Annotated in this window: 11 protein-coding genes; 7 read left to right on the top strand and 4 right to left on the bottom strand. The window is 66.1% G+C overall.

Annotation, left to right across the window (positions count from 1 at the left end):
- The first annotated feature begins 1 nt into the window (after position 1).
- Positions 2-856: a carbohydrate ABC transporter permease gene (locus ACZ5MJ_RS16810; RefSeq protein ID WP_464220863.1), complete on the top strand. Its 855-nt coding sequence runs from the start codon at positions 2-4 to the stop codon at positions 854-856.
- Positions 857-874: 18 nt separating this feature from the next.
- On the opposite strand, the gene ACZ5MJ_RS16805 is transcribed toward ACZ5MJ_RS16810, so the two are convergent.
- Complete coding sequence (locus ACZ5MJ_RS16805) at positions 875-1,069, bottom strand: DUF2905 domain-containing protein (protein ID WP_432259019.1); 195 nt, start codon at positions 1,067-1,069, stop codon at positions 875-877.
- Positions 1,070-1,076: 7 nt separating this feature from the next.
- Positions 1,077-2,264 carry a class I SAM-dependent methyltransferase gene (locus ACZ5MJ_RS16800; RefSeq protein WP_464220861.1) on the bottom strand — a complete coding sequence of 396 codons (1,188 nt, stop codon included), beginning with the start codon at positions 2,262-2,264 and terminating at the stop codon, positions 1,077-1,079.
- Between the two features lie 15 nt (positions 2,265-2,279).
- Between ACZ5MJ_RS16800 and ACZ5MJ_RS16795 the strand changes: the two genes are divergently transcribed.
- The 3 genes from ACZ5MJ_RS16795 to ttcA all read left to right on the top strand — a co-directional run bounded on the left by ACZ5MJ_RS16795 (position 2,280) and on the right by ttcA (position 4,663).
- Complete coding sequence (locus ACZ5MJ_RS16795) at positions 2,280-3,122, top strand: SDR family oxidoreductase (protein ID WP_464220860.1); 843 nt, start codon at positions 2,280-2,282, stop codon at positions 3,120-3,122.
- A gap of 86 nt (positions 3,123-3,208) precedes the next feature.
- Positions 3,209-3,610 carry a dihydroneopterin aldolase gene (locus ACZ5MJ_RS16790; RefSeq protein ID WP_011614433.1) on the top strand — a complete coding sequence of 134 codons (402 nt, stop codon included), beginning with the start codon at positions 3,209-3,211 and terminating at the stop codon, positions 3,608-3,610.
- 108 nt (positions 3,611-3,718) lie between these two features.
- Positions 3,719-4,663, top strand: a complete 945-nt coding sequence (ttcA, locus tag ACZ5MJ_RS16785) for a tRNA 2-thiocytidine(32) synthetase TtcA (RefSeq protein ID WP_464220857.1) — start codon at positions 3,719-3,721, stop codon at positions 4,661-4,663.
- Between the two features lie 65 nt (positions 4,664-4,728).
- Here the strand turns inward: ttcA and ACZ5MJ_RS16780 are convergent, their stop codons facing one another.
- Positions 4,729-5,556: a DUF6279 family lipoprotein gene (locus ACZ5MJ_RS16780; protein WP_464220856.1), complete on the bottom strand. Its 828-nt coding sequence runs from the start codon at positions 5,554-5,556 to the stop codon at positions 4,729-4,731.
- A 290-nt stretch (positions 5,557-5,846) separates the two neighbouring features.
- Here ACZ5MJ_RS16780 and glmU point away from each other — a divergent pair, with 290 nt between their 5' ends.
- The 3 genes from glmU (at position 5,847) to hfq (ending at position 9,787) form a co-directional block, all read left to right on the top strand.
- Complete coding sequence (gene glmU, locus ACZ5MJ_RS16775) at positions 5,847-7,211, top strand: bifunctional UDP-N-acetylglucosamine diphosphorylase/glucosamine-1-phosphate N-acetyltransferase GlmU (protein WP_464220855.1); 1,365 nt, start codon at positions 5,847-5,849, stop codon at positions 7,209-7,211.
- 117 nt (positions 7,212-7,328) lie between these two features.
- On the top strand, positions 7,329-9,167 hold the full coding sequence (gene glmS / locus ACZ5MJ_RS16770; protein ID WP_464220854.1) for a glutamine--fructose-6-phosphate transaminase (isomerizing): 1,839 nt from the start codon (positions 7,329-7,331) through the stop codon (positions 9,165-9,167).
- A gap of 293 nt (positions 9,168-9,460) precedes the next feature.
- A complete protein-coding gene (gene hfq, locus ACZ5MJ_RS16765; protein WP_464220853.1) occupies positions 9,461-9,787 on the top strand; it encodes an RNA chaperone Hfq in 327 nt (108 codons plus the stop codon).
- Between the two features lie 266 nt (positions 9,788-10,053).
- Here the strand turns inward: hfq and ACZ5MJ_RS16760 are convergent, their stop codons facing one another.
- Entirely contained in the window at positions 10,054-11,700 is a 1,647-nt protein-coding gene (locus ACZ5MJ_RS16760) for an NRAMP family divalent metal transporter (protein WP_464220851.1), read from the bottom strand.
- Between the last annotated feature and the right edge of the window lie 422 nt (positions 11,701-12,122).

Below are 12,122 nucleotides of genomic sequence, written 5' to 3'. Positions count from 1 at the left end.
AATGCGCCCCGCGGCCATCGCCTGGCGGCGCTGGGCGGCGCGCGGCGGCCATTTCGGCGTCATTGCCGCGTTTGCGACGTTCTGCGCGTTCCCCTTCTACTGGATGCTGATCACGACCTTCAAGGATGTGCACGACCTGATCAACACCGCCAACAACCCGTTCCTGTTCAACCTGCCGCCCACGATGGAGAACCTGCGGATCCTGTTCGGCGAGACCCGCTACCTGCGCTGGGTGCTCAATACCCTGGTCGTGGCCGTGGGCGTGGTGCTGGTCACGCTGCTCCTGGCCGTGCCCGCCGGCTACAGCCTGGCCCGGCTGTCGGGCCGCTGGGGCCGGCAGTGGGCCATCGGCATCTTCCTGACCTACCTGATTCCGCCCACCATCCTGTTCATCCCGTTCTCGCGCATCATCGGCGCGCTGGGCCTGCAGGATTCACTGTGGTCGCTGGTGCTGGTGTACCCCAGCTTCACCGTGCCGTTCTGCAGCTGGCTGATGATGGGGTTCTTCAAGGCGGTGCCGCGCGACATCGAGGAAGCCGCGATGATGGACGGCCTGAGCCGCTTCGGCGCGTTCCTGAAGGTGGTGGTGCCGCTGTCGTCGAGCGGCATACTGACCGTGGTCATCTTCAGCGCGACGCTGGCGATGCAGGAATTCGTCTATGCGCTGACTTTCATCACCAGCTCGTCGCAGTACACGGTAAGCGTGGGCGTGCCGACCTTCCTGGTGCGGGGCGATGTCTATTTCTGGGGTTCCCTGATGGGCGCCTGCCTGATCGTCAGCGTGCCCGTGGCAGCGCTCTACAACAGCTTCCTCGACCGCTTCGTCGCCGGGTTTACCGTCGGCGCGATCAAGTGATTGATCGGGAAAATGGCGCTAAAGCAGTTTGCCGATCACCAGCGCCACCATCGACAGCAGGATCGTCGAAGCAAACGGCAGAACAAAGTCGCGCCCGAACAGCCGGAAGCGCACATCGCCCGGCAGGCGTCCCAGCCCGATCTTCTGCAGCCACGGCAACGCCGCGGACAGCACGATCACGCTGAAGAAAATGGTAAAGGTCCAGCGCAGCATGGCGGGCCTACAGCGCGTGGCAGCGGTCGCCGCGGGCGAAGCCCGCCAGCGGCTCGCTGTCATCCAGCCCGCGCGTCAGGGCAATGACCTTGAACAGTTCGCCCATTTCCGCTTCGGACAGCAGCTTCTGCACCGCATTGGCCTGCGGCAGGAAGGCGCGCGCGTCGGACGGGTCCAGTTCCATCAGCAGCTCGGTGATGCCCGCGTTCATCAGGAAGCGCGCCTGCGAGGCGAAGCCCGCCACGGTCAGCCCCGCATCCACGGCGGCATGCGCGATGCCGCTGAAATTCACGTGGGCGGTGATGTCCTGCAGGCCGGGGTACAGGAACGGGTCCGGGTGCGCATGATGGCGGTAGTGGCACATCAGCGTGCCGCCGGCGCGTTGCGGGTGGTAGTACTCGCCCGCCGGGAAGCCGTAGTCGATAAAGAAGGCCGCGCCGCGCGCCAGCATGGCGCCGATGGCGCGCGCGAAGCCCTCGGCCTCGGCATGGGTCTCGGTGACGAGGTCGTGGTCGCCGGGAATGGCGTGCAGCGCCTCGGGCACGTCGGCATCGGCCAGCGGACGGTCCTCGAAGCGGAAGGCGGGCTCGCCGACATGGCTGCGCACCACGCCGCGCTCATGCCAGCGGCCGCCGCTGCGCGCATAGAGCTGCACCGGCATCGCGTCCAGCACCTCATTGCCGACGATCACGCCGTCGAAGCTGGCAGGCAGTGTATCGAGCCAGGTGACCCGGTCCGCCAGGTGCGGCGCCCGCTGCGCCAGCGTGGCCTGCTGGCGCGCGCGCAGCTCGCCCGACAGTTCGACGATGGCGTATGTTTGCGGCAACTGGCCTTCCTGCTCCAGCCCCAGCAGCAGGTCCGCCGCCAGCCGGCCGGTGCCGGCGCCGAACTCCAGCAGGCGCGGCAAGCCCTGCGCCAGCAGCGGCGCGAACTGGCGTGCCAGCGTACGGGCGAAAAAGGGGCTCAGTTCCGGGGCGGTGATGAAGTCGCTGCCGTCGCGGGCATCGCGCCCGAACTTGGCCGAACCGCCGCTGTAATAGCCCAGGCCGGGCGCGTACAGCGCCAGCGCCATATAGCGGTCAAAACCGATCCAGCCGCCGGCCGCGTCGACGGATTCGCCAATACGGGCCGTAAGGGTATCGGAAGCGGCCTGCGCGTCGGCGGGGGGAAGGGGTAAACTAGCGGCTTTCTGCATCCTGCAATTGTAGCAATGCCCGCATCGAATACCCCTGCCAGCCAGACCCGTGATCAAACCGGTGGCCAACGCGCCACCGCCCGCGGCGTGGCGCTCGTGACCGGCGGCGCGCGCCGCCTGGGTCGCGCCATTGCGCTTGAACTGGCGGCGCAGGGCTGGGACGTGGCGGTGCACTGCCATCGCTCCGTGGATGAAGCCGAGGCCCTGGCCACCCAGATCCGCGCGCTGGGCCGCCGCGCCGCGGTGCTGCGCGCCGACCTGGCCGACGAGGCCGCCACCGGCGGCCTGGTGGCGGACTGTACCGCCGCGCTGGGCGTGCCCACCTGCCTGGTCAACAACGCGTCGCTGTTCCAGTACGACGTGGCAACCAGCTTCTCGTATGCGTCGCTGGATACGCATATGCGCACCAACGTCGCCGCGCCGCTGCTGCTGGCGCGCGAACTGCACAAGGCGCTGGGCGCCGCTGCCGGTGGTGCCGACAAGGCCGAGCCGCGCGGCGTGGTGATCAACCTGCTGGACCAGAAGCTGGACAACCTGAACCCGGACTTCCTGTCGTACACGCTGTCCAAGGCCGCGCTGCAGACCGCCACGGTGCAGCTGGCCCAGGCCCTGGCGCCGCGCCTGCGAGTGGTGGGCGTGGCCCCGGGCATCACGCTGGTGTCGGGCGAGCAGTCCGAGCAGAGCTTCCGCCGCGCGCATCGCGTGACGCCGCTGGGCCAGTCGTCCACGCCCGAGGATATCGCCCAGGCGGTGGCCTACCTGGCGCAGGCGCGCGCCGTGACCGGCACCACGCTGTACGTGGACGGCGGCCAGCACCTGATGCCGCTGGCGCGCGACGTGATGTTCCTGACCGAGTAAGCTGGAAGCCAGCAACCGAATACCGTAGTCCCTGATGTGCCGCGCCCGCCGGGCGCGGCTTCCTTTTTCTCCTCAGCAGCCCGCTCATGACCATGCTCGCCGCCCTTTCCCACCCCAGCCTGCAAGACTGCCGACGCATGTTCCTGCGCAACTACGAAGTGCAGATCAATATCGGCGTGCACGAATTCGAGAAGAAGGGCGAGCAGCGGGTGCTGATCAATATCGACCTGTTCGTGCCGCTGGCGCAGAGCACCCCGCAGGCCGACAAGCTCGACGAAGTGGTCGACTACGACTTCATGCGCAATACCGTGGCCGAGCGCATGGCGCAGGGCCACGTGCACCTGCAGGAAACGCTGTGCGACGACGTGGCGCGCGCCATGCTCAAGCACCCCAAGGTGCGCGCGGTGCGCGTGTCGACCGAGAAGCCCGACGTGTACCCGGATTGCGATTCGGTCGGCGTCGAGGTATTCCATATCAAGCAGGCCTGAGCGGTCCTGCCCGCGCCCCTGCAGCTTGCGGGCGCCTAAAGTAAAATGTTGCCCCTTCGCGCCGCGCCGGCCATTCCATCCGGCGGGCGCCACGCAACAGGATGCTCCATGAGCCACTCGAACAACTTCTACCGCCTCGAGACGAGGCTGCAATCGCAAACCGGCAAGGCCATCGGCGACTTCGGCATGATCGAGGACAGCGACACCGTGCTGGTCTGCATGAGTGGCGGCAAGGACTCGTACACCATGCTGTCGGTCCTGATGGCGCTGCAGAAGCGCGCCCCGATCCGGTTCAAGCTGATCGCGATGAACCTGGACCAGAAGCAGCCCGGCTTCCCGGAACACATCCTGCCCGAGTACCTGAAGTCGGTCGGCGTGGAATATGTGATCGTCGAGGCGGATACCTACTCGATCGTCAAAGAGAAGGTGCCCGAGGGCAAGACCACCTGCTCGCTGTGCTCGCGGCTGCGCCGCGGCGTGATCTACCGCACCGCCAAGGAACTGGGCGCCAACAAGATCGCGCTGGGCCACCACCGCGACGACATCGTCCAGACCTTCTTCCTGAACATGTTCTTCGGCGGCAAGATGAAGGCGATGCCGCCCAAGCTGTCGACCGACGACGGCCAGCACATCGTGATCCGGCCGCTGGCGTATTGCTCGGAGAAAGACATCGCGTCGTACGCGCGCGCGATGGAATTCCCGATCATCCCGTGCAACCTGTGCGGCTCGCAGGAAAACCTGCAGCGCAAGAAGGTCAGCGAGATGCTGCAGGACTGGGAGCGCCAGAACCCGGGCCGTATCGACAATATCTTCGCGGCGCTGCGCAACGTGGTGCCGTCGCACCTGGCGGATACCGATCTGTTCCCGTTCACCGGGCTGGCCACTGGCCTGGCCAAGGTGGATGAGGCGTCACTGTTCGGCGAGACCACCTTCCAGCAGCAGCCGCTGACCTTCGCCGGCAGCGTGGAAGAGAACCGGATGGAGTTCGTGCGTTTCGAGCGCTCGCCCGCGGCCGCCGCTGCGCCGGCTGCGGAGCAGGCCGGCACGCAGTAAGGCCAGCGCGCCGGCTGCACGGAAAGCCGCCCGCTTGTGCGGGCGGTTCTCGTTTGCGGCGGGCTTCAGTTGGTCGCCGCCGACTGCACCGGCGCGTTTGCCTTCTCGCGCATCAGCGCATGGGTATCGTCGATCCACTTCTGGAAGCGGTCCTGCGCATGCGCCTTCTGCTGCGGCGTGGTCATGTTGGCGATCGCCACGGTCAATGCGACGCCGGCATTGTTGCTGGCTTCGTGGCTGGCAGCCTGCATGGCGGGCGGGTTCTGCCAGTATTCGCGGAAGCGGCGCAGCAGGTCGATCACCTGCGCCCTGGGCGGCTGGGTGGCCTGCACGTAACGCACCATCCTGAGCCATTCCTGCTGGCGGGCCACGCGCTCGGCGTAGCGCGCCTCGGCATTCTGCACCACCGGTCCCACCTTGGCGCGGATAGCCTGTTCCTGTTCGCCGGAGAAGCTGCCGTAGATCAGCCGGGCGTATTCCATTACCTTGTCAAAGCGCGCAGCCTCGCGCTCGGCCGGGTCGGTCTTCAGGAATGTCTTGCGGTACTTGGCGTTGCCCTCGGCAAACTTCTTTTCCATGCGCGCGATCTGGTCGGGCGTGAGCGTCAGCAGCAGGTCGGCCGTATCGGGCATGGCCTGTTCGAACGACCGGCGTGCCAGCGCCTGCGAGGCGTCCTGGAAGTGCTCGACCATGGCCGGCGTGACCGGCTGGCGCACCTCCGCCTTGGCCTGCTGCAGCAGGCTGGCGATTTCGGGCAGCTGGGACTTGCGGTGCCAGGCGAAGAAGCGGGAAATGGCCTCGCGCGTCGGCGGCTCCTGGGCCGCGGTGACGTCGACATAATTGTCGATCCACCAGTACGCCAACCGGTCACCCTGCTGGTATCCCAGCTTCATCGCGCTGCAGGCGCACAATGCCGCCGCGCCCAGAATCGCGAAAATCCGCCGGGCCCGGGAATTGTGAAAATCCGAAACCGCAATCCGTTGCGCAGAAACCGCCATGTTAAAATCGGCGCGCATTGCGACCGGGCCGCCCTGATGACCGCCAGCCAAGTCCTGGCAAGGGTTTGCGGGATTATGCGCAGGCTTGGCGGCAGCGTTCCGCCAAGCCCGGTCGCGCAGCCGGCCAAACGCCCGGCCGGCGCTTTCCAGAATATTTTCGGACACACTCACTTAGGGGTCTCCTTGTGAATATCGTCATTCTCGCCGCGGGCATGGGCAAGCGGATGTATTCCGATTTGCCCAAGGTGCTGCACCCGGTAGCCGGGCAGCCCATGCTCGCGCACGTCCTGGATACGGCACGCGCCCTGTCGCCGTCGCGGCTGGTGGTCGTGGTCGGCCATGGCGCCGCGCGCGTGCGCGAGGCCGTCGCCGCCGACGATGTCGCCTTTGCCGAACAGGCCCAGCAACTGGGCACGGGCCATGCGGTGATGCAGGCACTTCCCATGTTGGACGACAGCCAGCCCACGTTGGTTCTGTACGGTGACGTGCCGCTCACCAGCGTTGCGACGCTCCAGGCACTGGTGGCCGAAGCCGGCGCCCGGCGCTTTGGCGTGCTGACCGTGGAGATGCCTGACCCGACCGGTTATGGCCGCATCGTGCGCGACGCCGCGGGCAGCATCGTCCGCATCGTCGAGCAAAAGGATGCCACCGAGGCCGAGAAGGCCATCCGCGAGATCAACACCGGCATTATCGTGTGCCCCACCGGCCACCTGCGCAAGTGGCTGTCGACGCTGCGCAACGACAATGCCCAGGGCGAGTACTACCTGACCGATACCGTCGAGCGTGCCGTCGCCGACGGCGTGGAGACCGTCTCGGCCCAGCCGGCCGCGATCTGGGAGACGCTTGGCATCAACAGCAAGCTGCAGCTGGCCGAGGTCGAGCGCATCCACCAGGGCAACCAGGCCCGGCGCTTGCTCGAGGCTGGCGTGACCCTGCTGGACCCGGCGCGCATCGACGTGCGCGGCGAGCTGAGCTGCGGGCGCGATGTCACCATCGATGTCGGCTGCGTGTTCGAAGGCCGCGTGCACCTGGAAGACGGCGTGCGCATCGGCGCCCATTGCGTGATCCGCAACAGCACCATCGGCGCCGGCGCGCAGGTGCACCCGTTCTGCCACATTGATGAGGCCAGGGTAGGTCCGGCCGGCCGCATCGGTCCGTACGCGCGCCTGCGCCCGGGCACCGAGCTGGGCGAGGATGTGCATATCGGCAACTTTGTCGAGATCAAGAACGCACAGGTGGCGGCACATAGCAAGGCCAACCACCTGGCCTATGTGGGCGACGCCACGGTGGGGTCGCGCGTCAATATTGGCGCGGGTACCATCACCTGCAACTATGACGGGGTGAACAAGCACCGCACCGTGATCGAGGACGATGTCTTTATCGGCTCCGACACGCAGCTGGTGGCGCCGGTGACGGTGCGACGCGGCGCCACGCTCGGCGCCGGCACCACGCTGACCAAGGAAGCACCCGCGGACAAGCTGACGCTGTCGCGGGCCAAGCAGATGACTATCGACGCCTGGCAGCGTCCGGTCAAGCAGCCGAAGCAGTAAGCGTCAGGGGCCGCCCGCGGGGCGGCCAGGGCATGCGCCGCCTCGGCGAGGCGGCGCCACAGGATTCATACCGGCGCCACAGGTCTACGGGCAGGCGCCAGAAAACGGGGGTTCAGCATGTGTGGCATCGTCGGCGCGGTTTCCACGCGCAATATCGTTCCGGTCCTGATCGAAGGGCTGCGCCGCCTGGAGTATCGCGGCTATGACTCGTGCGGCGTTGCGGTCGTGCGCGACGATGCGGTCGAGCGCGCGCGCACCGTGTCGCGCGTGGCCGACCTGGACGCGCAGACGCAGGCGTCGGGCCTGTCCGGCTTCACCGGCGTGGCGCATACGCGCTGGGCCACGCATGGCAAGCCCGATACCGTCAACGCCCACCCGCACCTGTCGGGCGAGACCATCGCGCTGGTGCATAACGGCATCATCGAGAACTACGAGCCGCTGCGCGAAGAACTGCGCGCGGTCGGCTACGGCTTTGAGTCGCAGACCGATACCGAGGTCGTTGCCCACCTGATCCACCAGGCCTACACCTACCCCAGCAGCGCCACCCGCGGTGATCTGTTTGCCTCGGTGCGCGCGGTGACCAAGCGCCTGCACGGCGCCTACGCCATCGCCGTGTTCGCCAAGGACCAGCCGGGCCGCGTGGTCGGCGCGCGCGCCGGCTCGCCGCTGGTGGTGGCGCTGGGCGAGAACGAGTCCTTCCTGGCCTCCGACGCGCTGGCCGTGGCCGGCACCGCCAACCGCATCATTTACCTGGAAGAGGGCGATGTGGTCGAGATCACGCTGGACGGCGTGACCATCCACGACGCCGACGACCATCCGGTCGAGCGGGAAGCGCGCGTGGTCGAAGCCCATGCCGCTTCGGTGGAGCTGGGCCCGTACCGCCACTTCATGCAGAAGGAAATCTTCGAGCAGCCGCGCGCGCTGGGCGACACGCTGGAAGGCATCGAAAGCATTTCGCCGGCGCTGTTCGGCAGCGGCGCCGCCGAGGTCTTTGCAGGCATCGACAGCGTGCTGATCCTGGCCTGCGGCACCAGCTACTACTCCGGCTGCACCGCCAAGTACTGGCTGGAGAGCATTGCGAAGATCCCGACCCAGGTCGAGGTCGCCAGCGAATACCGCTACCGCGAGACCGTGCCCAACCCGCGCGCGCTGGTGGTGGTGATCTCGCAGTCGGGCGAGACCGCCGACACCATGGCCGCGCTGCGCCATGCGCGCGCGCTGGGCCATGTCCATACCCTGGCGGTCTGCAACGTGGCGACCAGCGCCATGGTGCGCGAGACCGAACTGCGCTTCCTGACCCGCGCCGGCACCGAAATCGGCGTGGCCTCGACCAAGGCCTTCACCACGCAGCTGGCGGCGCTGTACATGCTGACCCTGGCGCTGGCCAAGGTGCGCGGGCTGCTGACCGAAGACACCGAGGCCAAGGCCCTGACCAACCTGCGCCACCTGCCCGCCGCGCTGCATGGCGTGTTGGCGCTGGAGCCGCAGATCATCGCGTGGTCGGAAGACTTTGCCCGCCGCGAGAACGCCCTGTTCCTCGGCCGCGGCCTGCACTACCCGATCGCACTGGAAGGCGCGCTCAAGCTCAAGGAAATCTCGTATATCCATGCCGAGGCCTATCCGGCCGGCGAGCTCAAGCACGGCCCGCTGGCACTGGTCACCGAAGCCATGCCGGTGGTCACCGTCGCGCCCAACGACGCGCTGCTGGAAAAGCTCAAGTCCAACATCCAGGAAGTGCGCGCCCGCGGTGGGCGCCTGTACGTGTTTGCCGACAGCGACACGCATATCCAGTCGTCCGACGGCATCCAGGTGATCCGCCTGCCCGAGCACTACGGCGACCTGTCGCCGATCCTGCACGTGGTGCCGCTGCAGCTGCTGGCCTACCACACGGCCTGTGCGCGCGGCACCGACGTGGACAAGCCGCGCAATCTGGCGAAGTCGGTGACGGTGGAGTAAGGCACGCCTGCAATTGTCAGATTTGCCGGCAACTTTAGTTGCTTGTTGCCACGCACCTGGCGAAGTTGTTGCGACGTTTGTGAAAGCCCCTTTTGATCAAGGGCTTACAGCGTCGCAACAATTTATTGGTGCGAATTTTGATGCACAAGGAGACGCAGGGTAGCAGCCTGGCCAATCCGCGGACCCCTGCTGCCTTCAATGCCCGGCTTTGCACGTCGTCCTGTTTGGCCCGCAGGGCAGTGGCGCAATAAAATCGAGGTGGGGCAACAGCGCCTGTGTCTGGCGAATCATTCATGCAGCCTGAGCAACCCTCTCCGCAAAGCGACTTCCTGAACACCGCGCGCAAGGAGCGCAGGCCGGTTGAGGTCTACCTGCTCAACGGCGTCAGGCTGGTCGGGTCCATTGCGTCGTTCGACCGGTTCATGGTGGTACTGAGCGCGTCCGGTGGCATGCAGGCCATTTACAAGAGCGCGATATCGACTATCCAGCTTCAAGGGCCGGTGCGGCAACCGGGGGCCAGAATGCGTCCCGCGCGAGATGAGGCCCCCAACAAAGAGGCTGCGCCTCGCGTGGTCATGCGAAAGCGTCGCCATGCGACGCCGGGCGGCGAAGCAGAGTGATCCCGTCACTCCTTCGGCAGGCTGCCGAGCAAACGATGCAAACCGCGGAAGGCAGCTTTGACGCTGCCGGGTATGCAGTCTCCAATGCCATTCAGCACTCGGTCGAACAGGTACCTCAGGAGGCCGAATAGTGGTTCAGTGGGTACGGCGGGGTGGTTCGGGGCGCTGTCACGTCGGCTAATCGATGCTCCGCGATGTTTCCCCCCCATATCGCGAAGCGCGCATAGCCATGATGCGCCTTCGCCGACGTTCTCTCACCAGTGGCACTACGCTGTTACCAGCGTGACAATGCGCACGAGTACCAATCCAGCCGCGACCAGCAGATAGCCCCGCAAGACCATCATCCATACGCGATTCAGCAGGGTGAGCTTCAGCGCTGGCAGTTCAGCGAGCGGGGGCATGGTCCAACCTGCCTTGTCGTCCACCGATGGCAGCGTGGACGGCAGCGGTGTGTTATGGCGGCGCCTCTCATAGCGCTTCACGAAGAGCGAGGCGATCAGCGCGAGGCCCGTTGCGCCGAGCAGGATGCCAAGAATCTCTCGCTCGCCAATCTGCGGGAATAGCACCGATGTCGTCAGGATGATGGAGAGCATGACCAGGCCCGCCACCACCATTCCCGTGAACAAGTTCGTCCAGCGTCCATTTACCCACGGTCCGAGCACAGCCTTGTCATTACAGAGCAACAGCAGGAAGACCGTGGCGCTGGGCAGGAGTATGCCGGCCAGCGACTGGACCGCATTGGTGAGCAGGCCTAACGGCACGCCTGGCGTCAGTACCAGCCCGGCTGCCAGCATGGTCAGCCCGAAGTAAACCGCGTAGAAGCCTTTGGCTTCCGTTGGCTTGCGGTGCAGGGAATGGCGCACGGCAAAGACATCCCCCAGCGCGTACGCCGTAGACAGCGAGACGGCGCAGGCGCCGATGATGCTCGCGTCCAGCAATGCGATGGCGAAAAGAACACCGGTCAGCCGGCCCGAATGCTTCTCAAGCCCGACCGCCGTGCCAAGCGCATCGGTGTAGTTGCCGAACGCCGTCGTACCATGAAACGCCTCGGCACTGAAAGCAATCATGGCCGCCGCGCCGGCGATGACGAGGGCAATGCCCAGCCAGAGGTCGGCCTTCTCATAGCGAATGAAGCGTGTCGTAATCCGCTTGTCGATGACGTAGCTCTGCTGAAAGAATAGTTGCCATGGCGCCACAGTGGTGCCGACGATGGCGATGATGAGCAGCATGACCTCGCTCAGCGGCGCTTGCGCGGGCATTGCGGGGACGAAGAAATCCCGGGCGACCTGGCCCAGGGGCGGATGCACAAGCAGGAAGACAGGAATCAGTGTGAGGCTCCCCGCGACGAGTCCCATGGCGAACCGCTCAAAGCGCCGGAGATCTCCGGTCGAAGCGGCCAGCATCACCAGCAGCGCCGAAGCGCACACGCCCCATTGCCGGGGGATGCCCAGATACTCCAGCGCAAGGCTGATGCCGATGAACTCGGTTACCAGCGTCAGCGCATTGACGAGAAACAGGTCAATGACGCTGAAGCTGCCCCACAGCTTGCCGAAGCGCTCAAAGATGAGCCGAGCGTGACCCACCCGCGCCACGGCGCCCAGCCGCACCACCATCTCCTGATTGACGTAGAGCACGGGTATCAACAGCACCAGCGTCCACAGCAGTGTCGTGCCGTAGTTTTGCCCCGCCTGTGTGTAGGTGCCGAAGGCCCCTGCGTCGTTGTCCCCCACCATGACGATGAGCCCGGGGCCCAAAATGGCGAGCAGAGTACTGAATCTGTCGCGCCATCCCTTGCGCGGGCCGGTGTCGTGCTGGCCAATCGTCCCGAGCGCACCGCGAATGTCCCCGGCGTGAGCCTCATCGAGCACTCCCTGCTGTGGCGGGGCGGTCATCTCTGTTGTGAAATTGACCATTTTTTTTCTCCTCAAGACTTATCAAGTGCTTGTGGGCGATGCCGGCACCGGGCTCGCAAGGACAGTTACCAGAGGGTCCGGCACGTCCGGATGGCGGCGTCGGCGAACTCCCGATTGGTCTGCGGCGCATGTGCGCCTGAATGGCGCGAATCCGGACCTCTGGTGGGCGCCATGCTGGAGGTGCCTGGTTCAATCTGGCGCAGGAACGGGGACGTCATCCGTGCGGTGAGGGAGGTCATCCGGCGGAACGGGGTGAGAATTCTGCGCATGTCCGACTCCTCGCCGCCCTGCAGCGCGGTTCGCAGGGCAGCACAGCGCCAGGCGGTTCTGGCGGAATACAACAAAGGAGCGGAGCTGGCCGAATGGCCTGATGACACCGCTGCCTTACCTGTCAGGCAAGACAGCGGTCGGGGAACGACTGA

The sequence above is a fragment of the Cupriavidus sp. LA-1 genome (assembly GCF_055385985.1).
Note: the sequence above shows the minus strand (reverse complement) of the source record. Positions and strands in the feature narration are given on the sequence as shown.

Coding starts and splice junctions, on each gene's coding strand:
- ACZ5MJ_RS16800 (WP_464220861.1), bottom strand. CDS start 2,264: ATGCAGAAAGCCGCTAGTTTACCCCTTCCCCCCGCCGACGCGCAGGCC.
- ACZ5MJ_RS16795 (WP_464220860.1), top strand. CDS start 2,280: ATGCCCGCATCGAATACCCCTGCCAGCCAGACCCGTGATCAAACCGGT.
- ACZ5MJ_RS16790 (WP_011614433.1), top strand. CDS start 3,209: ATGACCATGCTCGCCGCCCTTTCCCACCCCAGCCTGCAAGACTGCCGA.
- ttcA (WP_464220857.1), top strand. CDS start 3,719: ATGAGCCACTCGAACAACTTCTACCGCCTCGAGACGAGGCTGCAATCG.
- ACZ5MJ_RS16805 (WP_432259019.1), bottom strand. CDS start 1,069: ATGCTGCGCTGGACCTTTACCATTTTCTTCAGCGTGATCGTGCTGTCC.
- glmS (WP_464220854.1), top strand. CDS start 7,329: ATGTGTGGCATCGTCGGCGCGGTTTCCACGCGCAATATCGTTCCGGTC.
- ACZ5MJ_RS16810 (WP_464220863.1), top strand. CDS start 2: ATGCGCCCCGCGGCCATCGCCTGGCGGCGCTGGGCGGCGCGCGGCGGC.
- ACZ5MJ_RS16780 (WP_464220856.1), bottom strand. CDS start 5,556: ATGAAGCTGGGATACCAGCAGGGTGACCGGTTGGCGTACTGGTGGATC.
- hfq (WP_464220853.1), top strand. CDS start 9,461: ATGCAGCCTGAGCAACCCTCTCCGCAAAGCGACTTCCTGAACACCGCG.
- ACZ5MJ_RS16760 (WP_464220851.1), bottom strand. CDS start 11,700: ATGGTCAATTTCACAACAGAGATGACCGCCCCGCCACAGCAGGGAGTG.